The organism is Flagellimonas sp. CMM7 (assembly GCF_021390195.1).
Classification (GTDB): domain Bacteria; phylum Bacteroidota; class Bacteroidia; order Flavobacteriales; family Flavobacteriaceae; genus Flagellimonas.
Genome location: NZ_CP090003.1, coordinates 683411 through 709661, shown reverse-complemented (window position 1 = coordinate 709661; position 26251 = coordinate 683411). Strand labels below are relative to the sequence as shown.

Below are 26251 nucleotides of genomic sequence, written 5' to 3'. Positions count from 1 at the left end.
AAATGTATAAAGTTTTTGTTAATGAGTCCCCACTGATTTTAACAAATGAGCGTCAAGAGAATTCTAATGGGAACCTCTTTTCTTTGGATGGTGATTCTATACTAATGGCTATTGATTCCTTGTCAAAGGGCAGGTTGAAAGAGGCTTACATATACCACCCCGATGAAGAAAAAATGCTTGATGTTTTTATGCATAAGCTTCCGGTGGTGGTAGCTGGCGGAGGATTTGTAACAAATCCAAAAGGCAAGATTCTATTCATTTATAGAAATGATAAATGGGACTTGCCTAAAGGCAAAGTTGATAAGGGTGAATCTATTGAAAAGGCTGCTATTAGAGAGGTAGAAGAGGAAACAGGTGTGCGAGACTTGGTTATTGACAAGTTCTTACGAACCACATACCATGTTTTTAGAAGGAACGGAGAATATCGTTTAAAGCAGGTACATTGGTTTGCTATGTATACCACTTATGATGGCAAATTGGTTGGGCAGAAAGAGGAAGGTATTATGAAAGTGAAATGGAAAGGTCCCAAAAAAGCTAAAAAGGCTTTGAAAAACTCATACTTCAATATTAAAGTATTATTTGAGGGATGGTCTATTACTGACCAAGAATAGTAGAAGCCCTACTACCTTTTACAACACGATATACGGGGTATCTTAAATAAGGTTCTTCTTTGTATTTTGAGCGTTGATAAATCCAATCTAATTGGGCGTACCAGTCTTTGGAAAACTCTGGGTCAACCTCCTTTTTAAGTAGAAAGTTACCACGAAGTACGGAATCCTTTTTCAGCATATCCAAAGCCACATCTTCAAAAACATACGGGGAAAACCCTTCTTTTTGTTGAAGAACGGTGTCAAAGAAATTCCAATTAAAAAAGGAATCTGCTCCTTGGGGTTCAAGTGTTTCCAAAATATACCGGATACCCTCTTGATTTGTTGGAACTACAAAATCCCCAGCTCTGAAGGCAACCTTAATCATACTTTCCCCAACTTCGGTATTGTAATGAAGGTAGTGTCCTTCATACGGGTTTTCTCTGGTATTGTAATCCAAAATTTTATAGGATTCCACCGTCAGAACCGTATCTTTCTCTATCTTAAAATATTGAATTTTATTAGCATCCAGCCTATCCATTATTTTTTGCCAACTTTGTTTTATTAGGTAAGCGGCAGGAACGGAAACTGTGTCTTGTGGAAAGTAGTAGTTGTAATAAGTAGTCTCTTTGGTAAAAGGCTTGGTTTGGTCATATTTTAACCTCCACAAACCTGTTACTTCGCTTTGTATTCGTTCAGCTTCATACCCTTTAAAATTCAATGTTGATGTTTGGGTAGTATCCACTTGCCAATTAAAATAATATTCTGAAGCCTTCGGATTCTCCTCCAAAGTCTCTTTGCGCATCGTTTTTATGGTTTCATATTCCTTTTCAGCAACGGATATCATACTTTGCATAAGCTCATAAGTACCTTCAACCCTATTTTTATAAGGTTTTAGCATGTGGGTTTCCACCATTAAACCTAAAGTGCTCCAAAGAGTGGTATACCCTGTTGAATATCTGGGATGATCCATAAATTGGCTAAAACCGAATTCTGGTGGCCTGTTGAACACATTTACGTAAGGTGTTATGTCCAAATCTTTTTCTGCTAATGATTTTTCCACTTGCGGCATGAATTCTTTATGAAGATAGTTGCCTAGCTTTCCGCCCATCTTATTATGTTGTGTAAAAAGATGTGTTAATGTGTATTGATAATCTGCCCCGTTGCTTACATGGTTGTCAATAAAAACATCAGGTTTTACTAAATGAAAAATCTGCGTAAAGGTTTTTGCGTTTTTAGTATCCATTTTTACAAAATCCCTGTTCAGGTCATAGTTTAGCGCATTTCCGCGAAAACCGTATTCAGATGGTCCATTTTGATTTGCTCTAGTGGTAGAATTTCTATACAAGGCTCCACCAATATTATAAATAGGAATAGTTACTAAAACTGTGTTTTTAGGATGTGATAGTTTTTTTGTGGCTAAATCACGGTAAAGGAGCATGGTAGCATCAATACCATCACTTTCTCCAGGATGGATACCATTATTAATTAGGACAATGGCCTTTTCCTTACGTACGTTCTCAAAATTAAAATCTCCATCAGGATTAAAGGTGACCATATGCAAGGGATACCCACTATCCGTTTGTCCTAAAGTCTGGATATTGATTTCAGGAAAATCTTTAGCCAACTTTATATAAAACGCAATTGTTTCTTGGTACGTGGGAGTCTCTTTTCCTTGCGAAGTTTCATAAAATGTTTGGTAGGAGGCAATTTTATCTTGTGTTTGGGTTTCACAGGATAAAAAGAACATTGGTACTATCAGAAAAATAAAATACTTCAAGGTTGTGGAATGCTAATTGAAAATAACTTTGCGAAAATTTCTTTCCTACCATAAAAATAGACAATAAAATAATTATGATGCCATATTGATTCTATTTAGGTCTGTAGCTTCAATCTTGTAGATGGGTTTGTTTTTGAAATTAAGATAGTGCAAGGATTTTAACCTAAAGTCATTCCATCTCTTGTAATCTAATGGATCAATGGAAGATGTAATTACATTAATGATTATTTTTTCCTTAATATCCATTTCCACAAATTCCTCCAAGAACTCCCATCCATCCATAATCGGCATGTTAATATCTAAAAAAATAACTTCTGGTATGGAAGCTCCTTTTTTAATCCTTTCTTTTAACCCTTCCAATGCTGTTTTTCCATTTTCAAAGTCCTTAATGTCTTTACAAATGACAGTGGTTTTCAGCATTTTTTTTATACCGAAAATAGTTATAGGATCATCATCTATAATAAATATGCTATTAATCTTCTTCATTAAAATAAACATTGAATGTAGTACCTTTATTTATTTCACTAGTTACGGTTATATTGCCACCCATCGCCTCTACCTGATTCTTTATAATATATAGACCGAGACCTCTAGCATCTTTGTTTTTATGAAAGGTTTTATACATTCCAAAAATTTTACCTCCGTATCTATTTAGATCTATACCCATTCCACTATCACTTATGCTGAAAACAACACTTTTTTCTTGTTTTTGAGCACTTAGAGTGATGGTGGGATTTTCTTTTGGCTTGCTATACTTTACGGCATTGGTAATTAAGTTTAGAATAATACTTTCCAAGTAAGCAGGAACACTCATTACTGATAATTTTTTTGGAACAGAATTATTGAATTCTACTTTATGTTTTACTAAGAAACCGGCTAAGTTTTGCTGAACCTTAAGAATGTTGTCATTAAGATTTAAAGATTTCTTATCTAGGTTGACGTTGGTACTTATGTCCACAACTTCATTTAAATTTTCCAATGTATCTAAGAGATTATCAGAAGCATGAGACAACATTTTCATGATTCTCTTTTTCTCCTGTTCTTCTTTTTCTTTAACAAGAAATTCTAAAAGCATAGAAAAATTGGCAGTGTGGGATCTTAAATTGTGAGAAACAATGTGCGCAAAGTTTATGAGCTTTTTGTTCTGTATTGCGGTTACATTGATTAAATCCTGTAGTTGATCTTCTTTTTGTTTTATATGGGTGATATCCATACTCATACCAATAAGACCGTATGCTTTGCCCTTTAAGTCTAGAAGCGGAATCTTTGAGGTAAGAAAATTAGTGGCACTACCATCTTTTTTTATATTAATGGTTTCAATTCCAATCATAGGTTTTAATGTGCGCATCACTTCAACATCTTCATCTCTTGAAATCTGTGCTACTTTTTTATCATAAAGATCAAAGTCCGTTTTGCCTATTAGTTTATCGGGAGTTGTTCCTAAGTATTGGCACTCAGCCTTGTTTACCAATATCTTTTTTGAGTCCTTGTCCTTGATAAAGACATTTATAGGTAGATTATCAATCAGTGTGGTTAATAGTTGTTCGCTTTCCTTCGTTTTAATTTCTGCTACAACTTGATCGTTAATATCTTGAAAAGTTCCAAAGAGCTTAACAATTTCCCCATTCTTTTTTATTGCTTTTCCGCCGGTAGCTACCCATCTCTCTTCACCTTTACTGGTAATTATGATTAAGCGTTCGTGAAAAGGAGTGCCGTCTTCCAGTACTTTGTGAAAGAGCATGGAGATTTTGTTTTTGCTATAACCATGTTTATAGAATTCTATACCTTGGTTTACGTTAGGCTTATAGTTAGGAGCTACTTGGTGAATTTCCTTGGTTACAGGGCACCAAGTGAGTTTTTCGGTAGATATATCATATTCCCAGCTACCTACTTTGGCAACTTCGGATTTTGCTTGAAGCAAAGTCTTGATTCTTTCAAGTTCAAGTTCTTTTTCAATCTCGTTAGTTATGTCTTCTATTTGCACTATTGTGCCAAGTACATTTTCCTTTTCATCAAACCAAGGCGCAAAAGTACTTTCAAACCATCTTTCATTTTCCTTCTCATACTTTTTATGACGAATTATTGGTTTGTGCTTTTTTGATAAACACTCTTTTAGTGCTTTGCTTGAAAACCCTTTATGGCTATGATAAAAATCAAAAATACTTCTGCTAAGCGTATTTTTTGGTTCTAAGTCAAAAATGTTTAACCATGAATTAGAGGCTTCTATCAAAAAATAATTCGTGTCAATAAGAGCAGTAGCTTTGGGTAATTGTTTTAGTAGGTAATTATGGGGAATGGTTTCAATTGCTTTCAAAATAGGGTTCAGATTTGGGGGTTATTTGAAACTATAAGAAATTTCTTACTAAAATATATGTATTACCTTTCTTTGCTCATTAATTGTTGTGAACTACTAGAAATATGTTGTTTCTTATGTGAAACGAGAAGTTTGGAAGGTGGAAGGCAGAGAGTTTCTGATTTACTACATGTTACAAGATTAAGGGTCCTGCAATTGGAAACTAGGACTTAAATACTACGGTGTCTGGCACCAAACCAGTATAATCTCCACCGTTTCTGATAACATCTCTTACAATGGATGAACTGATATAGGATTTACCCGAAGAGGTCAAAAGGAATACCGTTTCAATTTCGGAGAGTTTTCTATTGGTATGGGCAATAGCCTTTTCAAACTCAAAATCCCCAGGATTTCTCAACCCTCTTAAAATGAAATCGGCATCTACTTTTTTGCAAAAATCCACCGTAAGGCCTTCGTAGGTGACCACTTTTATTTTTGGTTCATCCTTAAAGGCTTCTTCAATAAACTTTGTTCGTTCTTCCAAAGAGAACATATACTTTTTATCCGAATTTATACCTATTGCAATTACCAGCTCATCAAATAGGGTTATCCCTCTTTTTATGATATCATAGTGGCCTAAAGTCAATGGGTCAAAAGAACCTGGAAATATGGCGCGTCTCATGTTCGGAAAGTTTTTTTTAAAATACAGATTTTCTATCGTAATGTTTCTTCTATAGCACTGCCAAATAGTTCCTCTAAAGATATTCCCAATGCATTGGCTTGTTGGGGTAGAATACTTTCCTCGGTAAGACCTGGCGTAGTATTGACTTCTAAAAGATAGGGTTCATCTTTTATAAAGATGAATTCGCTACGCGTATAACCTTTTAACCCAAGAGCTTTATAAATGTACTCAGCCCATTTTCTAACACGTTCTTCCTGTACTTTAGAAATTCTTGCAGGTGTTATTTCTTGTGATTTTCCTTCATACTTTGCCTCATAATCAAAAAAATCGTTTTCCGTGACGATCTCAGTTATAGGGAGTACCTTGACTTCATTTTTATAGGTAACAACCCCTACGGACACTTCTGTTCCATCTAAAAAAGATTCAATAATTATCTCATTGTCCTCCTTAAAAGCATTTGTAATGGCTTCATCTAGATGACCTTTTTCATGTACTTTGCTAATACCATAACTACTGCCGGCCCTATTGGCTTTTACAAAGCATGGAAGACCTACCTTGTCCACAATTGCATCTGTATCAATGGTATCCCCTAAATTTAAATAGAAAGATGTGGCACAATGTATTCCGTATGGTTTAAGTGCGCTTAACAAATCTCTCTTGTTAAACGTTAGTGCTGCCTGATAATGGTCACATGATGTTTGCGGTATGTTCAATAACTCAAAATATGCTTGCAATAGGCCATCTTCTCCGGGAGATCCATGGATAGCATTAAAAACACAATCAAAATGAACGGTTTTATCTTTCAGTGTAACACTAAAATCCGACTTGTCTACTGGGAATTCCGTATTGTCTTCATCTAGATAAACCCATTTTTCAGTTGTGATGATGATACGGTACGGATTGTAGGCTGTTTTATCCAAATACTGATACACCACGTTACCGCTTTTAATTGAAATTTCATATTCACTAGAGTAACCACCCATAATGATGGCAATGTTTTTTTTCATCAGCTTGTCGAATCACTATGTCAAAGTAAAGAAAAAAGGACTGGCTTTCCTATATTTGTTTAGATAAGGCATATGCATGAAACATTTTTTGAGTTTTTTAAAAAGTAAGATTTTCTTAATCCAAATAGGGTTGGCCTTGGTTTCTGTTGTCCTCTTTTGCTTTTTGGTGCTACAGTGGTTAAAGGGTTCTACAAATCATGGAGAGTTTGTTGAGGTTCCGGATTTCTCAAAAATGTCTGTTACTGAAATGCGCAAATCCGTAGAAAATGCGGGACTTCGCTATCAGGTTTTAGACTCTTCCAATTATAATCCAGATTACCCTAGGTTTTCTATTTTGGATCAAGACCCACCGGCGGGTAATAAAGTAAAGTCCAACCGAAAAATTTACTTTACCGTGAACCCTTCAGGATATAAAAAAGTAACGGTTCCAGATATTATTCAAGTTACCCAACGTAATGCTGCATCTATGTTAAGAGCAGTAGGATTGGACGTGCAACGTGTGACCTATATAGATGAGTTGGGAAGGGATATGGTTTATAGAATGAAGCACAAAGGGAAATACTTGAAACCTGGTGATAAATTACCCAAGACATCAAAAATAGAGCTGATTTGTGGTAATGGAACAATTCCTGGGAGTGCTCGCGTACAGGCAGATTCCCAATAATTATGGATACTTCAGAAAATACCGAGCTTTCACAGGATGACCTTTTTGAACACCACAAGTTTGTAGCCTCCAAGGGGCAAGAGCCCTTAAGGGTGGACAAATTTCTGATGAATTTTATAGAAAATGCTACTCGAAATAAGATTCAGCAAGCAGCCAAACAAGGGCATATTTGGGTAAATGATACTTTAGTAAAACAAAACTACAAGGTAAAAGCAGGTGATGAGGTAAAAGTTCTATTTGAACACCCTCCTTACGAGTTTCTGTTGACACCTGAAGATATTCCGTTGGATATTGTTTATGAAGATGAAACACTCCTTGTGGTTAATAAACCCGCTGGAATGGTGGTTCATCCTGGTCACGGTAATTATTCAGGAACCTTAATTAATGCTTTGGTTCATCATTTTGACAACTTACCTAAGAACAGTTCCGAACGACCTGGATTGGTTCACCGCATAGACAAAGATACCTCCGGTCTTTTAGTAATTGCCAAAACGGAAGCCGCTATGACCCATTTGGCAAAGCAGTTTTTTGAGAAAAGCAGTGAGCGAGAGTATTTGGCACTGGTTTGGGGCAATTTGAAAGAAGAGGAAGGAACGGTTGAAGGACATATTGCCAGAAACCCAAAAAATCGGCTGCAAATGATTGTTTTTCCTGATGGTGATCAAGGAAAAGAGGCCGTTACACATTACAAGGTTGTTGAGCGATTGGGCTATATTACTTTGGTTTCGTGCCGACTGGAAACTGGCAGGACACATCAGATTCGTGTTCATATGAAACATATAGGGCATACATTATTTAATGATGAGCGTTATGGAGGTAATAAAATTTTAAAAGGCACCACTTTTACTAAATACAAACAGTTTGTGGAAAATTCCTTTAAAATTCTGCCAAGACAAGCTCTTCATGCCAAAACTTTAGGCTTTAAACATCCAAAAACGGGAGAGTTTATGAAATTTAACTCTGAACTGCCCGAAGATATGGTTAGTTGTATTGAAAAATGGAGGAATTATACAAAGCATAGTGAATAATAGTTTTCTTCAATTGAAGAATTGAAAACACCTGTTATACTTATGGTTTAAAAAACCATTTTCTCTTTATTTTTACTAAAAATTAGTTTTCCATGAAAATTGTTATTTCACCAGCCAAATCGCTAGATTTTGAAACAACGCTGCCTACATCAAAATACAGTCAGCCTGAGTTTTTGGAACAATCTAAAAAGTTGAACAGTGTTTTGGTCAAGAAGAAACCAAAAGCATTGTCCAAGCTTATGTCCATATCTGCTAATCTAGCAGAGCTCAACTGGCAAAGAAACCAACAATTTTCAACTCCGTTCACCCCGGAAAATTCAAGACCTGCCGTATTTTCATTCAATGGGGATGTTTATCAAGGCTTGGATGCATATACCATTCCTGAGAATAAGTTGGATGAACTTCAAGATACACTTCGTATTTTATCTGGACTTTATGGAGTTTTAAAGCCTTTGGATTTAATGCAGCCCTATCGTCTAGAAATGGGTACTCAATTAAAAGTGGCTCGTAAAAAGAACCTCTATGAGTTTTGGCGCAAACCATTAACCGAACATTTAAATTCAGAACTAGAAGATGGAGAGTTGTTCATCAACTTAGCTAGTAACGAATACTTTGGAGCGGTGGATGAAAAGAAACTTAAGGTTCCTGTAATAACACCAATTTTTAAAGACTGGAAAAATGACAAGCTAAAAGTCATCAGTTTTTTCGCTAAAAAAGCTCGAGGCTCAATGGTTCGCTATATATTGGATACCAATGCACAGACGTTGGATGAACTTAAGGGTTTTGATTATGACAGCTATGTGTTTAGTGCAGAACATACCTTAAAAGAAAACCAACCTGTTTTTATAAGGTAGTTTTTACCTACTGTTCTCATGTTTTTTGAAAAGATGTTAGGTTTATGCCCCGTCACGCTTTAAATTGTGATGTAGATAAAATAGGTCGTTAATTTTGACTTTTATCACGATCTTTGACCTTTTAAAACTAACCTAGAAACACATTCCACTGATGAATTCAGTACTACAAGCAAAGCGTTTAGAAGAGTTTAAAAAATCGGTAACCAATAAATTCAATATTTATAATAGCCTATTTCTAACATTGCCCTATCGGCATATCGAGAATGTGGTGATGTTGGTTCCACTATTGTTCGACCAATGTGAAAAAGGTTTAAAAGAGGGAAAGACGCCCCAAGAAATTTTAGAAATATTTTTTACAAATTTTGTAGATATCAAAGACGAAAGAGAGAGATTGGATTTTATGTTTAGAATTATCCAATACGTTGAGCGTCAGGTAGTCCTTTATGATAGTGTTGAGGATTCCGCTTTTTCTAAATTGCAAGAATATAGCAATTCCCTTTCCATTAAAGACTATTTTGAATTAGTAGATCAAAGCAAGAACTGGGATAAAATAGCCAAGAAATTGTCAACATTTAGTGCAAGAATTGTACTTACAGCGCACCCTACCCAATTCTACACTCCGGCGGTGCTGGACATTATTTCAAAAATGCAGTCGTTGATCAATGAGGATGAAGTCAATGAAATTGATGTTACGCTTCAACAGTTAGGGTTGACCTCTCTGATAAATGCCAAAAAACCTACACCTTTGGATGAGGCAAAAAATATCATCTACATTTTACGACATACCTATTATGATGCTATTGGTGAATTGTTTCAGTATGTAAAAAGCAATATTAGAGCTGAAGATTTTTCCAACTACAACATTATGAAATTAGGCTTTTGGCCAGGAGGAGATCGCGATGGAAATCCTTTTGTAACAGCTGAAATCACTAGGCAAGTAGCAGATGAGCTTAGGCTAACACTAATGAAGTGTTACTACAATGAACTAAAGGCATTGCGCAAAAAATTGACATTCAAGGGTTTGCAACAAGATTTAACAGAGTTGAACAATAAGTTGTACAGGGCTATGTTTGATGCCAAGTTCGTTATTGGTTATCCAGAAATAATAGAATCACTTATTAAAATCCGGGAGAAATTAACCACGGATTATCATGGCCTGTATTTAGATGATTTGAATAACCTAATAGATAGAGTACATATTTTTAAAACGCATTTTGCAACCTTGGATATTCGTCAAGACCATAGTAAGCATTATTTAACGGTTGAGACCGTTCTTAAAAAGAATGGAGCCATTAAAGATCATCTTGAAGAATTGAGCAAAGAAGAATTGTTGGAATGGCTTCTTAAAAAAGATTTGGCACTTAATCCTGCCGATTTTGATGAAGATATTGTAAAAGATACCCTGATTAATATTCAGCAATTAAAAAGCATACAGAACAACAACGGTGAAGATGGATGCAATCGATACATCATCAGTAATTCAGAGGATATTTTTTCCGTTCTTTTTGTATTTGGATTGTTTAGATGGTGTGGTTGGGAAGAAAAGGAGATTACTTTTGATATTGTCCCACTTTTTGAAACAATGAAAGGCATGGATGCTTCTGAAGAGGTAATGCAAACCCTTTTTAATATTCCCAGCTATCGAGAACATTTAGAGCGCAGAGGAAATGATCATACCATTATGCTCGGTTTTTCAGATGGTACTAAAGACGGAGGCTATCTAAAAGCTAACTGGTCCATTTTAAAAACAAAAGAAACCTTGAGCAAGGTCTGTAAGAAGAATGGTATAAAGGCCATGTTTTTTGATGGTAGGGGAGGACCACCAGCAAGAGGAGGTGGTAAAACGCATCGTTTTTATGCTGCGCAGACCAAAGATGTGGCAAATCACGAAATACAGCTTACCATTCAGGGTCAGACCATTACAAGTACATATGGTACTAAGGAACAGTTTATTCACAACGCGGAACAGTTGCTCACCGCTGGGTTGAGCAATAATCTCTATGGCAAAGAACATGTGATTTCTGCTAATGAGCGAAAGTTGATAGAAGAGTTGTCAGAATTAAGTTTTGACAAGTACGATGCCTTAAAAAAGCACGAAAAATTCATCCCATATTTAGAGAACAGGAGCACATTGAAATATTATACCAAAGCTAATATTGGTAGCCGCCCTGGAAAACGAGGTAGCAAAAAACAATTGGAACTTTCGGATTTACGGGCGATTTCGTTTGTAGGATCTTGGAGCCAATTAAAACAAAATGTACCAGGCTATTTTGGTTTAGGCTCAGCGATAGAGGCTTTTAGACAACAAGGAAGATTGGAAGACGTGAAAAAACTGTTTAAAGAAGTACCGTTCTTTAGAGCATTGATGATGAACAGTATGATGTCGTTGGCAAAGACCAATTTTGAGTTGACCAGTTATATGAAAGAGGATTCAGAATTTGGAGAATTCTGGAATATACTCCATGATGAATACCAACTTTCAAAAAAGATGCTTTTACAGATTTCTGGGCATAAAATTTTAATGGAAGACGAAGCGGTTTCGAGAGAATCCGTAAAGATTCGAGAAAAGATTGTACTTCCGTTATTGGTCATTCAACAAAACGCGCTGTATCATATTACCCAGAATTCGGAATACAAAGAATTGTATGAAAAAATAGTTACAAGGTCGTTGTACGGAAACATTAATGCTAGTAGAAATTCAGCTTAAGATTTAAACCATTAAGTTTGAAAATAGATTTAATAACAATTTGTAATCTTGAGCTCAAAACTGTTTGTTCATACCCATCCTTACGAGCCATTTCTTTTTCCAGAGGCAACAAAATTGATTGTAGGTACCTTACCACCCCCAAGGTTTACTACAGGTGAGTTGAAAGAAGACGATGTTGACTTTTGTTATGGTAGCAGAAATGGAATGCTCTGGCCTATTTTAGACAGAATTTTTGATTTAAACCTTAAGTATGAGACTACTGCTGAAGCTGCGGAGCAGCGTAAAAAGTTCTTGTTGAAAAGGAAAATAGGTGTTTGCGATATTGTGGGCAGTGCAGAAAGACATAAAATTGATGCATCTGATCTTGGTATGCAAAATGCAAAACTTAGAGATTTGATAATGTATTTGCAGAAGTATACAAATGTGGACACACTCTTGTTCACTGGAGGAAACAGCAAGAATGGTCCTGAATATTTTTTTAGAAGACAGTTGAAAGAATATGGATTACAATTAGAAGTTGTTTCTGGTGAGGTACCGAGAGTACATCAGTTTATGCTGCCTAGCTCAATGAACGGAACTGAGAAGTCCAGAATTGTAAAAACGGTATCGTTGACTGCGCCATCTGGGGCTGCCAACAGGGCAGTTGGGAGTCTACAAACCTATAAAGATCTAAAAAGTAGAAACCCCAAATTTAACACGCTGGATTTTAGGGTAATGCAGTATAAAGAGTTTTTCTAAGTAGACCTTAGTTAAGATTAAAGTTAGAAAGCAATTCTGAAAAAGGAAAGGTTTTAATTTGCTTGACCTTCTTTTGTTCAATTTGTTTAATAATTTTATCAATTGCAATATCGAATCTCTTTTTAGGCATCGGTTTCAATAAAAAATCATTTATTCCATAATCAAAGGCCTTCTCTGCAAAATTTTCCCATGTGGAGTTCAAAACGATAGCCGAATTGATTTCAATGTTGTCAAGCAATTCAAAAGCATCAACATTCTCCATCAAGACATCAAGGAAAACAATATCTACTTTTTGATCATAAATGGCTTTAATTGCTTCGTAAGGATTCCCATAAGAACCAATTAATTCTAGATTTGGATGATTCTTTACCAAAACGGATGTAGCTAAACGCTGAATTGATGAATCATCAATTACAATAGTTGAGTATTTCATAGTAAGTAGGTAAATATGTTGATTCAAAGTTAATTTCACCTACAGGTTTATAAAGAAAAATAGAGATGTACGACCTTCTTATAGGGACAAAATCATGATTTTAATGATTTTTATAGAAACCAGTTTTTTATACATCGAAGTTAATTGCCGTTTGTAGACTGAAATATAGAATTTGATGATTAATTGGTTGGCGTAGAAATGATGTTATAAAATGCTCTAATTCCATAAGCCAACTGCCCAATTTTTAAATTCTCGTTAGGGCTATGTTGATTATTGTCCGCATTTACCATTGGAACAATAAATGCAGGAATCTTCAATTCATTGATAAAAGGCGCTATGGGAACGGTTCCTCCCATGATTCTAATACGGACCACCTCTTTTTGAAAAGATGCCTTTAGGGTTTCGACTAAAAAATTTCCATAAGAATTGTCCAAATTGGTGCGGAAAGCGTCCGTAACACTACCTTCGGTTACTGTGATGATTTTATCATGGGTCATACGTTCTTCTTTAGATGGAATATGGTCCAAGACATGAAATCCTTGTTTGGTAATATGGTCTTTCACCAGTTTCTTTAAACGGGCTCCATCACTTTCAGGGACCAAACGCAGATCAAGTTCAGCTGTTGCACTTTCTGGTACTATGGTTCGTGCTTTTTTTCCGACCCAACCAGAACCTAAACCTCTAATATTCAAAGAGGGATATTGCAAAGCTTCCTGATAGAAACCACCAACTTTTTCAGCGGATTTAAACTGAAGTTTTTTCGAAATTTCAGTATCACTGTCAGGTACACTTTTTAAAACTTCCTGAACAGTGTCATCCAAAGTAATACCGTTGTAATATCCTGGAATAATTACACGACCCTCCTTGTCTTTCATACTGGCCAATAATTGGGCAAGTTGAAACCCTGGATTTGGAGCATAGTTTCCATAATGTCCGCTGTGTTGTGGCGTTATTGGACCATATGAGGTGAGAGTCAAAGAAGTGATGCCGCGACAGCCATATACTACTGTTGGATCTCCTGAAGGATGCACGGGCCCGTCGTTTATGACCAAAAAATCCGCCTCAAGCAATTCTCTATATTGTTTTACAGCCTTTGGTAATGGTTTGCTGCTTTTTTCTTCTTCACCATCCAAAATCACTTTGATATTGAAGGGAATCTCCTTGTTATCTTTTTTAAGCAGGTCAATCGCATTCAAAAACATGACTATAGGTCCCTTATCATCAGAGGTTGAACGACCAAAGAGTCTCCAGTCGTAGTTAATGCCTTCCTCTAAAACATCAAAGGAAATGGTTTCATAACCGTCTTCAACTGGTTTTTTCAAAACAGTTTCGTATGGATTGGGTTGATTCCATTTTGAAGGGTCCACGGATTGGCCATCCAAATGCATATATATAAGCATGGTGGGTTTGGAGTCTTCCATCGGCAAGGCGGCGAAGAAAAGTGGTAAGTTCTCAGTTTCCAATACCGTACTATTAAATCCTCGTTCACCAAACTTTTTCTTTAACCAAAAGATATTATCATCAATATCATCTGCGCTAAGTGCATCATTTGGAATGGAAACAAAATCCTTTAGTTCTTTTATAGCATCATTCACTTCTGATTTAACAGCAATAGAATCTTGGGAGAAAACTGAAAAACAAGAGGTTATGGTAAATAAAAATAGAATTCTTTTGATTGTGAACATTGAACTGATTTTGAGTTCAATTTAGCGAATTCCTCTTACAAAATCATCAATTTTTTCAACCCCGTTTTGGGTCAGATGTTTTATGAACGCTGAACCAATAATTGCTCCTTTGGTTTTTTTGGTAGCTTGATTAAAAGTATTGGAATTACTGATGCCAAAGCCAACAATTTGAGGGTTTTTAAGATTCATACCATTGATTTTATCAAAATAGGTTTCGGTTTTGTCCCCAAATCCTGTTTTTGCCCCAGTGGTACTGGCAGAACTTACCATATAAATAAAACCATCAGAAACTGCATCAATTTCGCGGATGCGTTTCTCACTAGTCTGCGGGGTAATTAAAAAGACATTGATTAGACCGTATTTTTTAAAGATGACCTCATACTCGTCTTTATAAACATCAAGAGGAAGGTCGGGCAGAATAATGCCATCAATACCAATTTCATGACATTTTTGACAGAAGGCTTCCACACCATATTGAAATACTGGATTAAAGTATCCCATCATGATTAACGGAATGGAAACTGTTTTTCTAATGTTTTTTAACTGGTCAAATAATAATTCAGTGTTCATGCCATTGTTCAGGGCAGCCGTGGAACTTTCCTGTATTGTTGGACCATCTGCCAAAGGATCACTAAAAGGCAAACCTATTTCAATCATGTCCACACCATTCTGTTCAAGGTGTTGGATTATTTTAGCAGTATCATTTAAACTAGGATAACCCGCTGTAAAGTATATGGATAGCAGTTTCTTGTCCTCTTTTAGTTTTTGATTGATTCGATTCATAATTTAAAATAATCAATATAATTCTGTAAATCTTTGTCACCACGCCCTGAAAGATTGATGACTACGATATCCTCTTTTTTAAACTTTTTGTACTCAAAAATGGCAAAGGCATGGGAAGTCTCTATAGCGGGAATAATTCCTTCCAGTTGTGAAACTTCCAATCCAGCAGTCATAGCTTCATCATCCGTGATAGAAATAAATTCCCCTCTACCTGATTTAAATAAATGGGCATGCATTGGTCCAACACCAGGATAATCCAATCCTGCAGAAATAGAATAGGGTTCGGTAATTTGACCATCATTGGTTTGCATTAAAAGGGTTTTACTGCCATGAATAATTCCCACTTTTCCCAAGGCAGAGGTTGCTGCGCTTTCCCCAGTGTCAATACCCTTTCCTGCTGCTTCCACTGCAATAATTCCAACTTCAGGGGTATCCAGATAATGATAGTATGCTCCAGCAGCATTACTGCCTCCGCCAACACAGGCCACCACGTAACTTGGATTTTCGATGCCTTCTTTTTCTAACAACTGCGTTTTAATTTCTTCGGAAATCACCGATTGGAAACGCGCCACCATATCAGGGTATGGATGAGGGCCGACCACAGAACCTATTATATAATGGGTATCCACTGGATTATTGATCCAATCACGGATGGCCTCATTTGTGGCATCCTTTAATGTTCTACTACCCGATAAAGCTGGCCGTACTTCTGCCCCCAACATTTTCATGCGGGCTACATTTGGTGCTTGACGTGCAATATCAATTTCACCCATGTATACTACACATTCAATGCCCATTAGAGCACAAACCGTTGCTGTAGCCACGCCATGTTGTCCAGCACCTGTTTCAGCGATGATTCTATTTTTACCGAGCTTTTTGGCCATTAATATCTGACCTATGGTGTTGTTCACTTTATGTGCACCTGTATGGCATAAATCTTCTCGTTTTAGATAGATTTTAGTTTGATATTTTTCTGATAGCCTTTCTGCAAAATAGAGTGGGGTGGGGCGTCCAACATAATCCTTGAGCAATTGGTCAAACTCTTCTTTAAAAGAAGGTTCTTCCATAATGCGGATGTAATTTTGACGAAGTTCTTCGGTATTTGGATAAAGCATCTCTGGAATGAACGCACCACCAAACTCTCCGTAATATCCTTTTTCGTTAGCGTGATAACTCATGAATTGCTAGTATTAGGTTCAAAGTTGTCAGACAACAACTTTTTAAATTCTTTTAGTTGTTCAATGTTTTTGAGCCCTGGTTGTATCTCGAATCTACTGTTTACATCTATGGCATAACATCGTTTTGAAGCTGGACTTTCTAAAAAAGCCAATAAATCTTCTATTTCATCCAATCCAATACCTCCACTTAAGAAATAAGGTTTTTCTGAAGGATATTCTTTTAGAATACTCCAATCAAAGGCATAACCGTTACCGCCAGGTAGTTTTCCTTTGGTATCGAACATATAATAATCGCAGGATGCTTCATAGGGTTTAAGAATTGAAAAATCAAAGTCATCTTTTATCGAAAATACTTTGATGATTTCTAATGCTGTCAGGTTGAGCGGAGTCGAAATCTTTTCAGGGAGTGTAAGCTTATTTTTTCTTGACTGCGCTCGAAATGACGGAAACTTATCTTGTAGATTCTTACAATATTTAGGACTTTCCGTTCCGTGTAATTGTACTGCATTCAATTTATACTTTTCAATTTTTTGAAGTACTTCCTCAATAGAAGCGTCGACAAAAACCCCAACTTTTTTAATGGATTTTGGCAAGTCGGGCATGTCACCATCAAAATAGCGTGTTGAAGGTTCCCAAAATATAAAGCCCAAATAATCCGGTTGCAATTGAGCAACTTCTTTTGGGTTCTGGTTCATTCCACAGACTTTGAATTTCATGGTTCCAAGGCTTTTATAAATTCAGTTGCATGCTTTCCGGGGTCCTCCGTTTTCATAAAATTCTCTCCAATCAGAAAACCTTGATAGCCATATTGCTTTAAATTTTGAATGGCTTCAATGGTACTGATGCCACTTTCCGAAACTTTTACAAATTCATCGGGAATCAATTTTGACAGACTTTTGCTAGTTTCCAAACTCACCTCAAAGGTTTTGAGATTTCGGTTGTTTACCCCTAACATATCCAAACTTGGCATGATGGATTTATGCAATTCCTCTTCGTTGTGAACTTCCAAAAGCACATCCAATTCCAAACTTTTTGCTATTTCTGAAAGGTTTTTTATTTCCATTTTTGATAAAATGGCGGCTATCAAGAGAATTACATCAGCACCGTGTGCTAGGGCTTCCAAAATTTGGTATTCATCAATAATGAATTCTTTTCGTAGCACAGGAAACTTTGTAACTGATCTTGCTAGTAATAAATCATCCAAAGACCCTCCAAAGTATTTTCCATCGGTTAAAACGGACATGCCGCAAACTCCAGCTTCTTCATACCCTCTGGCTACATCTTGAACATTAAGTTTTTGGTTGATTACCGATTTTGAAGGCGAACGCCGTTTATGCTCGGCAATAATTCCCGAATTACTATTTTTAAGAGCCTCAGATAAAGAAACCGTGTCTCGACCACAAAGAACAGATTGCTCCAATTGCGAAACGGGAATCAACGACTTTTTTAAATTGACCTCTTTGCGTTTATCCGCTACTATTTTATCAAGGATATTCATGATGCGCTTAGCTCTTGTAATTTTTTTAATGCTCCCAGTCCTCTTTTGCTTAAGAGTGACTCCTTTGCTTTTTCAAAACCTTGTTTGGGCGTTATGCCTTCTACTGTTGAAATAGCTATTCCAGCGTTGGCGCACACCACATTGTTTTGTGCCTCGGTTCCTCTACCGTTTAAAATATCCAAAAATATTTGAGCAGATTGCGCTACGTCATCACCGCCAGTAATCTCTTCTTGTAAAATGCGCTGCACACCAAAATCAACAGGGGTAAGCATCCCTTCAGAGTTATTGGAAATAGTTTTTGTTGATCCTGTCAAAGAGATTTCATCATAACCATCCAAAGCATGAAGGACGGTGAAATTTTTATCCGTGTTTTGATAGAGATATCCATACATTCTGGCCAGTTCTAAATTGAACACACCCACCATCTGGTTTTTTGGGAATGCAGGATTTACCATAGGACCTAGCATGTTGAAAAAGGTCTTAACGGCAAGCTCTTTTCTAATTGGCGCTACATTTTTCATGGCTGGGTGAAACAGGGGAGCATGCAGAACACATATTCCTGCTTCATCAATGGATCTTTTAAGGAAATCTACTTCATTACTGAATTTGATACCTAAAAACTCCATGACATTACTGCTGCCACATTTAGATGAAACCCCGTAATTACCGTGTTTGGTCACTTTTATACCTGCCCCGGCTGTTACAAAAGATGCCAATGTGGAGATATTAAAAGTATCCTTACCATCACCTCCAGTGCCACATAGGTCAATTGGATTATAGTCCGATAGGTCTATTGCTAAACAAAGCTCCAGCAATGCATCGCGGAAACCTTCCAATTCTTCAATAGTGATGCTTCGCATCATATATACAGTCAAAAATGCTGCAATCTGCGATGTGTTGTAATCACCCTTGGCAATGTTGACCAAGATTTGCTTGGCATCGCTTTTAGATAGTATTTCGTGGTTTATTAATCGATTTAAAGTTTCCTTCATCTTTTTGTTTATTGTCATTCCGCACTTGGTGCGGAATCTATTTCATAATTAATTTGGATTCCTGCCTTGGCAGGAATGACATTAAATTATTTGTTTAACCAATTTTTTAGCATTTGTTTTCCTTCAGGGGTCAATACAGATTCTGGATGAAACTGAACAGCGGTAACATCATACGTTTTGTGTTTTAGGGACATTATCTGTCCATTTTCATCTACTGAGGTGGCTTCCAAGCTTTCCGGCAATTCAGGATGTACCACCCAGGAGTGGTAGCGTCCCACTTCTATCTGGTCAGGCATGCCACCAAAAATGACATCTTCCTTGGTGATCTTAATGGTAGTGGCAATTCCATGATACACCTGATCAAGGTTTACCAGTTTTCCGCCAAAGACCTCACCAATGGCCTGTTGTCCCAAGCAAACCCCAAGAATCCGTTTGGTAGGCGCATAGTTTTTGATGATTTCTTTGAGTAAGCCTGCCTCATCTGGTATTCCCGGGCCAGGAGACAACACAATTTCATCAAAAGCGTCAACATCTTTCAGCGTTAATTGATCATTACGTTTTACCGTAACATCACAATCCAAGTCCTCTAAATAGTGCACCAAATTATAGGTGAAGCTATCGTAATTGTCTATCATTAAAATCTTTCTTCCCATGCTTAGATTGTTTCCGCAATTTCCAATGCTTTTGTTAAAGCACCTAATTTGTTATAGGTTTCCTGTAATTCCATTTCCGGGTCGGAGGCCGCCACAAGACCAGCTCCTGCTTGGTAATGCAATTCATGATTTTTACTCAAAAACGTTCTGATCATAATGGCATGGTTAAAGTTTCCCTTAAAATCCATAAAGCCAATAGCACCGCCATAATAGGCACGACCAGTTTTTTCATACTTTTCAATAAGTTGCATTGCCATATGTTTTGGAGCGCCACTCAAGGTGCCTGCGGGGAAGGTATCCGCAACAACTTTCATAGTGGAGATATCCTTTTTCTTTTGCCCTGTTACTTTAGATACTAGGTGAATAACATGGGAGAAGTATTGTACTTCTCTATAAGTCTCAACATTCACGGTATTTCCATTTCTGCTGAGGTCGTTTCTGGCTAAATCTACCAGCATGACATGCTCACTATTTTCCTTGTCATCTTGAGCCAATTTTTTTGCTAATTCGGCATCCTGTTCATCATTTCCTGTTCTCTTGTAGGTGCCAGCAATGGGGTGGATTTCTGCCTTTCCTTCTTTTACAATGAGCTGTGCTTCTGGTGAGCTTCCGAAAATCTTAAAATCCCCATAATCAAAATAGAATAGATATGGTGATGGATTTATGGAGCGTAGTGCCCTGTACACATTAAACTCATCTCCTTTAAAGGCTTGGGAGAATCTTCTTGATAAAACCAACTGGAATACGTCACCTCGCTGACAATGTTTTTTCGCCAATTTCACATGCTCCCTATATTCCTCATCTTCTAAGTTCGATTTTGGCTCTCCCTCTTTTGAAAAATTATAAGACGCAAAGTTTCTTACATTGAACAACTGGGCTATCTCATCAACATTGCTCTCACTTTCAAAGCAATGAGCAAAGAGATAAGCTTCATTTTTAAAATGGTTTATTGCGATGATATTCTGATACACTGCATAATAAATGTCCGGTATTTGAATAGAGTTTTCCTTTGATGAAATTTCTACGTTTTCAAAGTAGCGAACGGCATCATATGACATATACCCAAAAAGACCGTTGTTTATAAATTTGAAACCATTACTGGAAACTGAAAACTTTTTGCCAAAATCATGAACAATTTCTGTGACATCCGTGGTAGATGAAATTGGAAACTCTTCTTTTGTGCCATCTGGGAAAATCTGGGTAATAATTTCATTTTGGACCTTTATTGAAGCAATAGGGTTGCAACAGATATAGGAAAAGCTATTATCATTGGCATGGTAGTCGCTACTTTCCAATAGAATGCTGTTGGGAAATTTATCCCTAATCTTTAAGTAAACACTAACCGGCGTAATGGTATCGGCAAGTATTTTTTTGTAATGTGTTTGTAATGTATAGGTCATTTCAAAATAGTGATAAATTAAAAAAGGCTTGTCGTGATGACAAGCCTCTATATGATTACAATGGGGGACTAGTTCACGATATTCGACGTAAATTCATCCACCACCAAGTATTAACTGTTCTTAAATTCATTACCTCAAAGATAGAAATGAAATTTAAACTTGCAAACTTTGAGCTTTAAAATTAAAAATCCCACTGAAGATAGCCTAAAGTGGGACTTTCATTTTTTATCCTTCTGTTATTCTACATGAACCGAGTAGGCCCTTGTATCTACACTACCATTACTTAATTCATAGAGTTCTTCACCATTTTTCCAGACCTTGGCAACCTCAATTCCTTCATCGTTTTCTTCATATCCGGCCGCATATATATCGTCTTCGTAAATATATACGGAATACACACGCGCTTCATCTGTAGAACTAGTAAGGTCATAGAACTCATTACCATTTAGCCACACCTTAGCAACTCTACCTCCTTGATTATCATTTTCATAACCCGCAACGTATATGTCATTACCGTTTGGATATAGGGAATATGCGTTGGCATTGTTTTGGCCATCTGTTAGCGCGTAAAATTCAGTATCGTTTCTCCAAACCTTTGCTACAAAAGTATTGTTGGGATTTTTTTCATATCCCGTTGTATAGACCTCACCTGCAATTACGTGTACCGAATTTGCAATGGAATTAAAATCACCATTGGTCAAGGTGTAGAGCAACAAACCATTTCTCCATACTTTACTGACAAGGGTATCGTTCACATTTTTTTCATACCCTACCGTATAAATGTCTCCAGAATCTATGTAGGTAGAATAAGCCAAAGCATCATTGCTTCCATCAGTCAATTCATACAAAATCGTTTCATTTTTCCAGACCATGGCAATTTTATCACCTTGTTCATCATCTTCATATCCCGTTGTATAGACATCCACGCCATCAATAATTACAGTTTTTGCTTTGGCATCTTTAGTGCCGTCGGTCAAACTGTACAAAATCTCTTCATTTTTCCATACCGTGGCAATTCGCTCGGCACCATTACTGGTATAACCTGCTACATAAACGTCTTCGCCATCCACATAAACAAAATTTCCATTAGAATCACTATTCTCATCGGTAAGGGTTGTACTTATCTCGTTTTGCCACAAACTAACTATATCGCCATCATCCCCGGTCACATATACTGTTGGGCCAATAGTAACTAAACACTCGACAGTAAGATTGTCTATTGTTAATGTTATTAATGCGGTACCTTCCAATCCATAAGAAGTTAGATTACCTTCATCATCAACGCTGACTAAACTCTCGTTACTGCTCTGCCATACTTCGGGTCCTGTTTCTTCAGCTTGGGTCTCTACTGATGAGATATTTAGTTTGACAGTATCGAATTTATCCATTTTCAGTTCCGTTTGGTCCAATTCGAGTAAGGTCACGGGGCCTTCAATCACAGTCACTATACAAACCGTAGTGACATCGTTCACACTTGCGCTAATAATACTCTCGCCAACTGCTAAAGGAACTACTTCTCCATTTTCATTTACGGTGGCAATACTCTCATCACTACTTTCCCAAGTAACATTATTATCTCCTATATCTGTAATGACCTGGAGCGTTTCTTTGTATGTTGGGAAAGAGAATAAGGTTAGGTTTTCCTTGTTAAGTTCAAGAATTAATTCCTTCTCTTTTATCACTACCGTGCAAATGGCTTTTCCATTACCTACTTCTATTGTTATGATTGCCGTACCTGGAGATATACCAACAACAAGGCCCTCATTATTGACTGTGGCTACATTTGTCTTACTGCTACTCCATTCTACAGCACTGTTTTCTAAATTAGAGGTAGCTTCCAGTGTATACGTTTCTCCGACTAGGATACCCAAGACCGATTTGTTCAATTCAACTTGCGTTACCGCAATACTATTTTCTTCTTTGTTACAGGAATTTGTGCACAACAATATCATAGCTGTGACTAGGAAGGACAGGAGTCCTTTTGCTTTTAGTTTCATGGTAAAATTTTTAATTAGGATATTCTTGGGGCGGAAAATATTCTAGCATTAATAGGTTTTGTGAAGATACGTATTTTAAGCTAAAAAATACTAGTAAATTTCACCAAATCAACAGGTTGGGTTATTGTAGTATGTCATTAAGAAATGCCATGGATTAAGTTTGACCAATTAGTTTTTAAACTTCTTTTTTTGAAGTCAACTGAACCTTATAAACAAAAATCCCGCTTAAGGCTATCTTAAGCGGGATTTCCAAACACTAAACTAGCATTGATTATAGCTGCAAATCAACTACTAAATCAAATTCATCATAAATTGTTTTGTCTCCTAAATTGTCGAAAAAACTTCCGGAACCATACTTTACATCATAAGCCGCTCTATCTACCTTTAATGTAGCGGTAGCTTTACTGCCATAAATGGAAACATCGAAAGTTACAGGTTTGGTGATACCTTTTATGGTTAAATCGCCGGTAACATTGTAAGAGTTTTTTCCAGATGCCTCAACTTTGGTAAAGACTAAACTAGAAGTTGGATTTTTTGCTGTTCCAAAAAAATCATCAGAATTAAGGTGTCCTTCAAGTTTACCTTTGTAATCGCCTTCTAGATCTGTATTAGTAATAGAGGTCATGTCTACCACAAATTCTCCGCCCGTAAGTTTGTCTCCTTCAAATTCCAAAGCACCAGATTTTAGGGCTATGGTTCCTGTATGTGACCCAGTTACTTTATAAGCTTTCCAGGTTACCGTGCTTTCATCAACTTTTACTGCTTTCTTTTCGCCATCTATTGGACTGGCAATTGCAGTAAATCCGAATACTGCTGTCAACGCTAAACTTAAAATTGTCTTTTTCATGATTGTGTGCTTAAATTTTTGTTTTAATTAAGGTTTAATAGTTATATAATGGTAAATAATTCTTCTTTTGATTTTCTAACTTTTGCATAATGTTGGGTTTCATCTTCATCTGAACGATAACCAACTGCCAATACTACAGAAGCATTAAGGTTTTTCTCTGAAAGGCCTAGAATTTCATTGTATGCTTCAGACTCAAAACCTTCCATTGGGCATGTATCAATTTTTAATTCTGAGGCAGCCTGCATCATATTACTAAAGGCAATGTAGGCTTGTCTTGCTGTCCAAACACTCTTCGTATCTGCTGGCAAATCGAGTAATTTAGATTTCATAAAGTCACCGTAACCTTTTAGCCCTTCAGAGGGAATATTTCTGGTTGTACTGACATTGTTTACATAATCATCCATTAGTTCTTCCCCAAAATCGGTGATATTGGCAAAAACGATTAAGTGAGAAGCATCTGTAATTTGGGATTGCCCCCATGAAACAGGTCTCAGCTGCTCTCTAATTTTCTGATCGGTTATAACAAAAACATGGTATGGTTGCAATCCATATGAAGAAGCACTTAGTCTTGTGGCTTCAAGCAATACTTCCAAATCATTATCTGATACTTTTTTGGTGCTGTCAAACTTTTTTGTGGCATAACGCCAGGTTCTATTTTCTAAAACGTTGTTCATTGTTAAAATTTATCTAGTAATATATTTAATTCTTCAAGTTCTTTTTTGGTGAAATTCTGAAGGACCTCTTTTTCTACATCTTCCATGGTTTTGTCAATTTTCTCCAGAACATTTTTGCCATTGGCCGTAATCAATATCTCTACCTTGCGTCTATTGGATTCGCACACCCACCTCTTCACATAATCTTTCATTATAAGCTTATCTACCAAGCGCGTTGTGTTGCTCATTTTAGTGACCATACGCTCGTTAATGGTAGATAGGTTTGACGGTTTACCTTTTTGTCCACGTAGAATGCGTAACACATTAAATTGCTGTTGTGAAATTTCAAAGGGTTTTAGAGCTAGAGCAAATTGCTCGTTTATTTTATTACTTACCAAAGCAAAATGAATTATGGTCCTGGTCTTTAAAGGGAGCTCCTTATCCGTTTTTATAATTTTCTCTACATTCATGTTAATACAACAATTGTATATACAAATGTATAATAACGAATTATATTGTCCTTATCTTTAACAGATAAAATTTTGTTAAAAGTAGATTGCGGAAAATCTCTTTATTTACTTTTAATAACATAAAATGCAGATAATGAAATACTTGTTATTTTTTGGTATGCTAATGTTATTTATAACATCTGGTTGCAATGGGAAGACCAAAAGTGATAATACAGAGAAAGACGCACAACCTGAATATGCTGAAGTTCACTCTGAACTAAATGACCCCGTCAAATTCCCTGTATACGATTTTGAAAGTTTTGAACCCTTGCTCTACATGGAGGACGATAAAACCTATGTTGTGAATTTTTGGGCTACATGGTGCAAGCCTTGTATCGTAGAGCTTCCCTACTTTGAAAAAATAAATGCTGTACAAAAGGACAATAATGTTGAGGTTATTTTGGTGAGTTTGGATATGCCCTCTATGTGGAAATCCAAGCTAGAACCTTTTGTTGAAAAGAAAAAGATTAAATCCAAGGTTATTATCCTGGATGATCCCAAACAAAATGACTGGATTCCAAAAGTTGCTGAAGAGTGGGGTGGGGGCATACCTGCAACTTTAATATACAATAAAAACAAACGTGGTTTTTATGAGCAAGGATTTACCTATGAAGAACTAAATGAAGAGTTGAGCAAATTTATAAATTGATATTATATGAAAACACTTAAAGTTTTGGGCCTTTTGGCTTTGGTCGTTTTATTAGGTGCTTTTACTTCAAAATTTACTAGTACCGATGCAGGTTACGGTATAGGAGACACCGCTACAGACTTCACCTTAAAAAATGTAGATGGTAAAATGGTCTCACTTTCAGATTTTGAAAGCGCAAAAGGTTTTTTAGTCATTTTTACATGTAATACTTGTCCCTATTCCGTCGCTTATGAAGATAGAATTATTGCTCTGGATGCTAAATACAAGCCACTGGGTGTTCCGGTTATTGCAATAAACCCCAATAATCCAGAGAAAAAACCTGGGGATAGTTTTGCAGCCATGAAAACGAGAGCAGCGGAGAAGGGATTTACTTTTCCTTATTTGTTGGATGAAGGTCAAAAAATATATCCACAATATGGAGCAACAAGGACACCACATGTGTACTTATTGAAAAAAACTTCAAAAGGTAACGTAGTTCAATATATAGGTGCTATTGATGACAATAACAGGGATGCATCCAAAGTTGAAGAGAAATTTGTGGAAAATGCCGTGGATTCCATGTTGGCCGGAAAAGAGATAAAAACTACTATTACGCGTGCCATTGGATGCAGTATAAAAGTTTAATTAGAAGAAT

Annotated in this window: 26 protein-coding genes; 8 read left to right on the top strand and 18 right to left on the bottom strand. The window is 36.6% G+C overall.

Features of this window, described 5'->3' with window-relative positions; translation table 11 throughout:
* Nucleotides 1-2 precede the first annotated feature (2 nt).
* Nucleotides 3-611, top strand: a complete 609-nt coding sequence (locus LV704_RS03280) for an NUDIX hydrolase (protein ID WP_163421759.1) — start codon at nt 3-5, stop codon at nt 609-611.
* Here LV704_RS03280 and LV704_RS03275 read toward each other — a convergent pair.
* The 5 genes from LV704_RS03275 to LV704_RS03255 form a co-directional block, all read right to left on the bottom strand.
* Nucleotides 595-2337: a M14 family metallopeptidase gene (locus tag LV704_RS03275; RefSeq protein ID WP_163421760.1), complete on the bottom strand. Its 1743-nt coding sequence runs from the start codon at nt 2335-2337 to the stop codon at nt 595-597. The two genes, LV704_RS03280 and LV704_RS03275, sit on opposite strands and share 17 nt — an antisense overlap.
* 102 nt (nt 2338-2439) lie before the next feature.
* Entirely contained in the window at nt 2440-2853 is a 414-nt protein-coding gene (locus LV704_RS03270; RefSeq protein WP_163421761.1) for a two-component system response regulator, read from the bottom strand.
* Complete coding sequence (locus LV704_RS03265) at nt 2840-4681, bottom strand: PAS domain-containing protein (protein ID WP_233782133.1); 1842 nt, start codon at nt 4679-4681, stop codon at nt 2840-2842. The genes LV704_RS03270 and LV704_RS03265 overlap by 14 nt, the downstream gene beginning before the upstream one ends.
* Before the next feature lie 202 nt (nt 4682-4883).
* Nucleotides 4884-5342, bottom strand: a complete 459-nt coding sequence (gene coaD, locus LV704_RS03260) for a pantetheine-phosphate adenylyltransferase (RefSeq protein WP_163421762.1) — start codon at nt 5340-5342, stop codon at nt 4884-4886.
* A gap of 32 nt (nt 5343-5374) precedes the next feature.
* Nucleotides 5375-6349 (bottom strand): D-alanine--D-alanine ligase, encoded by a 975-nt coding sequence (locus LV704_RS03255; protein WP_163421763.1) that lies wholly within the window; start codon nt 6347-6349, stop codon nt 5375-5377.
* Nucleotides 6350-6425: 76 nt separating this feature from the next.
* On the opposite strand from LV704_RS03255, the gene LV704_RS03250 reads away from it, so the two are divergent.
* The 5 genes from LV704_RS03250 to LV704_RS03230 all read left to right on the top strand — a co-directional run bounded on the left by LV704_RS03250 (nt 6426) and on the right by LV704_RS03230 (nt 12340).
* Nucleotides 6426-7013 (top strand): PASTA domain-containing protein, encoded by a 588-nt coding sequence (locus tag LV704_RS03250; protein WP_163421764.1) that lies wholly within the window; start codon nt 6426-6428, stop codon nt 7011-7013.
* 2 nt (nt 7014-7015) lie between these two features.
* Nucleotides 7016-8041 carry an RluA family pseudouridine synthase gene (locus tag LV704_RS03245; protein ID WP_163421765.1) on the top strand — a complete coding sequence of 342 codons (1026 nt, stop codon included), beginning with the start codon at nt 7016-7018 and terminating at the stop codon, nt 8039-8041.
* Nucleotides 8042-8133: 92 nt separating this feature from the next.
* On the top strand, nt 8134-8895 hold the full coding sequence (gene yaaA / locus LV704_RS03240) for a peroxide stress protein YaaA (protein WP_163421766.1): 762 nt from the start codon (nt 8134-8136) through the stop codon (nt 8893-8895).
* Between the two features lie 151 nt (nt 8896-9046).
* Nucleotides 9047-11602 (top strand): phosphoenolpyruvate carboxylase, encoded by a 2556-nt coding sequence (locus LV704_RS03235; protein ID WP_163421767.1) that lies wholly within the window; start codon nt 9047-9049, stop codon nt 11600-11602.
* A 48-nt stretch (nt 11603-11650) separates the two neighbouring features.
* Nucleotides 11651-12340 (top strand): uracil-DNA glycosylase family protein, encoded by a 690-nt coding sequence (locus LV704_RS03230; RefSeq protein WP_233782132.1) that lies wholly within the window; start codon nt 11651-11653, stop codon nt 12338-12340.
* A 7-nt stretch (nt 12341-12347) separates the two neighbouring features.
* Here the strand turns inward: LV704_RS03230 and LV704_RS03225 are convergent, their stop codons facing one another.
* From LV704_RS03225 to LV704_RS03165, 13 genes are all read right to left on the bottom strand, one after another.
* Nucleotides 12348-12773: a LytTR family DNA-binding domain-containing protein gene (locus LV704_RS03225; protein WP_163421768.1), complete on the bottom strand. Its 426-nt coding sequence runs from the start codon at nt 12771-12773 to the stop codon at nt 12348-12350.
* 179 nt (nt 12774-12952) lie between these two features.
* The gene (locus LV704_RS03220) at nt 12953-14458 is read right to left on the bottom strand and encodes a M20/M25/M40 family metallo-hydrolase (RefSeq protein ID WP_163421769.1); all 1506 of its coding nucleotides are present in this window, start codon (nt 14456-14458) and stop codon (nt 12953-12955) included.
* A gap of 21 nt (nt 14459-14479) precedes the next feature.
* Nucleotides 14480-15241, bottom strand: coding sequence for a tryptophan synthase subunit alpha (trpA, locus tag LV704_RS03215; RefSeq protein ID WP_163421770.1), 762 nt, complete (start codon nt 15239-15241; stop codon nt 14480-14482).
* On the bottom strand, nt 15238-16419 hold the full coding sequence (gene trpB / locus LV704_RS03210; RefSeq protein ID WP_163421771.1) for a tryptophan synthase subunit beta: 1182 nt from the start codon (nt 16417-16419) through the stop codon (nt 15238-15240). Before trpB ends, trpA begins: the two co-directional genes overlap by 4 nt.
* Nucleotides 16416-17135 carry a phosphoribosylanthranilate isomerase gene (locus LV704_RS03205; protein ID WP_163421772.1) on the bottom strand — a complete coding sequence of 240 codons (720 nt, stop codon included), beginning with the start codon at nt 17133-17135 and terminating at the stop codon, nt 16416-16418. Before LV704_RS03205 ends, trpB begins: the two co-directional genes overlap by 4 nt.
* The gene (trpC, locus tag LV704_RS03200) at nt 17132-17917 is read right to left on the bottom strand and encodes an indole-3-glycerol phosphate synthase TrpC (RefSeq protein ID WP_163421773.1); all 786 of its coding nucleotides are present in this window, start codon (nt 17915-17917) and stop codon (nt 17132-17134) included. Before trpC ends, LV704_RS03205 begins: the two co-directional genes overlap by 4 nt.
* Nucleotides 17914-18909, bottom strand: a complete 996-nt coding sequence (gene trpD, locus LV704_RS03195) for an anthranilate phosphoribosyltransferase (protein WP_163421774.1) — start codon at nt 18907-18909, stop codon at nt 17914-17916. Before trpD ends, trpC begins: the two co-directional genes overlap by 4 nt.
* An 86-nt stretch (nt 18910-18995) precedes the next feature.
* Entirely contained in the window at nt 18996-19562 is a 567-nt protein-coding gene (locus LV704_RS03190) for an aminodeoxychorismate/anthranilate synthase component II (RefSeq protein ID WP_163421775.1), read from the bottom strand.
* 2 nt (nt 19563-19564) lie between these two features.
* Entirely contained in the window at nt 19565-20962 is a 1398-nt protein-coding gene (locus tag LV704_RS03185) for an anthranilate synthase component I family protein (protein WP_163421776.1), read from the bottom strand.
* A 236-nt stretch (nt 20963-21198) separates the two neighbouring features.
* Entirely contained in the window at nt 21199-22959 is a 1761-nt protein-coding gene (locus LV704_RS03180; protein ID WP_163421777.1) for an Ig-like domain-containing protein, read from the bottom strand.
* A 271-nt stretch (nt 22960-23230) separates the two neighbouring features.
* Complete coding sequence (locus LV704_RS03175; RefSeq protein WP_163421778.1) at nt 23231-23806, bottom strand: YceI family protein; 576 nt, start codon at nt 23804-23806, stop codon at nt 23231-23233.
* Between the two features lie 41 nt (nt 23807-23847).
* Nucleotides 23848-24480 (bottom strand): NAD(P)H-dependent oxidoreductase, encoded by a 633-nt coding sequence (locus tag LV704_RS03170; protein WP_163421779.1) that lies wholly within the window; start codon nt 24478-24480, stop codon nt 23848-23850.
* Nucleotides 24481-24482: 2 nt separating this feature from the next.
* A complete protein-coding gene (locus LV704_RS03165; RefSeq protein ID WP_163421780.1) occupies nt 24483-24929 on the bottom strand; it encodes a MarR family winged helix-turn-helix transcriptional regulator in 447 nt (148 codons plus the stop codon).
* Between the two features lie 133 nt (nt 24930-25062).
* On the opposite strand from LV704_RS03165, the gene LV704_RS03160 reads away from it, so the two are divergent.
* Nucleotides 25063-25617, top strand: coding sequence for a TlpA disulfide reductase family protein (locus LV704_RS03160; protein WP_163421781.1), 555 nt, complete (start codon nt 25063-25065; stop codon nt 25615-25617).
* 6 nt (nt 25618-25623) lie between these two features.
* Nucleotides 25624-26241 carry a thioredoxin family protein gene (locus LV704_RS03155; protein WP_163421782.1) on the top strand — a complete coding sequence of 206 codons (618 nt, stop codon included), beginning with the start codon at nt 25624-25626 and terminating at the stop codon, nt 26239-26241.
* Nucleotides 26242-26251: the final 10 nt, after the last annotated feature.

Coding starts and splice junctions, on each gene's coding strand:
- coaD (WP_163421762.1), bottom strand. CDS start 5,342: ATGAGACGCGCCATATTTCCAGGTTCTTTTGACCCATTGACTTTAGGC.
- LV704_RS03220 (WP_163421769.1), bottom strand. CDS start 14,458: ATGTTCACAATCAAAAGAATTCTATTTTTATTTACCATAACCTCTTGT.
- LV704_RS03175 (WP_163421778.1), bottom strand. CDS start 23,806: ATGAAAAAGACAATTTTAAGTTTAGCGTTGACAGCAGTATTCGGATTT.
- LV704_RS03225 (WP_163421768.1), bottom strand. CDS start 12,773: ATGAAATACTCAACTATTGTAATTGATGATTCATCAATTCAGCGTTTA.
- LV704_RS03270 (WP_163421761.1), bottom strand. CDS start 2,853: ATGAAGAAGATTAATAGCATATTTATTATAGATGATGATCCTATAACT.
- LV704_RS03235 (WP_163421767.1), top strand. CDS start 9,047: ATGAATTCAGTACTACAAGCAAAGCGTTTAGAAGAGTTTAAAAAATCG.
- LV704_RS03165 (WP_163421780.1), bottom strand. CDS start 24,929: ATGAATGTAGAGAAAATTATAAAAACGGATAAGGAGCTCCCTTTAAAG.
- LV704_RS03245 (WP_163421765.1), top strand. CDS start 7,016: ATGGATACTTCAGAAAATACCGAGCTTTCACAGGATGACCTTTTTGAA.
- trpD (WP_163421774.1), bottom strand. CDS start 18,909: ATGAAGGAAACTTTAAATCGATTAATAAACCACGAAATACTATCTAAA.
- LV704_RS03160 (WP_163421781.1), top strand. CDS start 25,063: ATGAAATACTTGTTATTTTTTGGTATGCTAATGTTATTTATAACATCT.
- LV704_RS03190 (WP_163421775.1), bottom strand. CDS start 19,562: ATGGGAAGAAAGATTTTAATGATAGACAATTACGATAGCTTCACCTAT.
- LV704_RS03280 (WP_163421759.1), top strand. CDS start 3: ATGTATAAAGTTTTTGTTAATGAGTCCCCACTGATTTTAACAAATGAG.
- LV704_RS03180 (WP_163421777.1), bottom strand. CDS start 22,959: ATGAAACTAAAAGCAAAAGGACTCCTGTCCTTCCTAGTCACAGCTATG.
- trpB (WP_163421771.1), bottom strand. CDS start 16,419: ATGAGTTATCACGCTAACGAAAAAGGATATTACGGAGAGTTTGGTGGT.
- LV704_RS03255 (WP_163421763.1), bottom strand. CDS start 6,349: ATGAAAAAAAACATTGCCATCATTATGGGTGGTTACTCTAGTGAATAT.
- LV704_RS03205 (WP_163421772.1), bottom strand. CDS start 17,135: ATGAAATTCAAAGTCTGTGGAATGAACCAGAACCCAAAAGAAGTTGCT.
- LV704_RS03275 (WP_163421760.1), bottom strand. CDS start 2,337: ATGTTCTTTTTATCCTGTGAAACCCAAACACAAGATAAAATTGCCTCC.
- yaaA (WP_163421766.1), top strand. CDS start 8,134: ATGAAAATTGTTATTTCACCAGCCAAATCGCTAGATTTTGAAACAACG.
- LV704_RS03155 (WP_163421782.1), top strand. CDS start 25,624: ATGAAAACACTTAAAGTTTTGGGCCTTTTGGCTTTGGTCGTTTTATTA.
- LV704_RS03170 (WP_163421779.1), bottom strand. CDS start 24,480: ATGAACAACGTTTTAGAAAATAGAACCTGGCGTTATGCCACAAAAAAG.
- LV704_RS03250 (WP_163421764.1), top strand. CDS start 6,426: ATGAAACATTTTTTGAGTTTTTTAAAAAGTAAGATTTTCTTAATCCAA.
- trpA (WP_163421770.1), bottom strand. CDS start 15,241: ATGAATCGAATCAATCAAAAACTAAAAGAGGACAAGAAACTGCTATCC.
- LV704_RS03185 (WP_163421776.1), bottom strand. CDS start 20,962: ATGACCTATACATTACAAACACATTACAAAAAAATACTTGCCGATACC.
- trpC (WP_163421773.1), bottom strand. CDS start 17,917: ATGAATATCCTTGATAAAATAGTAGCGGATAAACGCAAAGAGGTCAAT.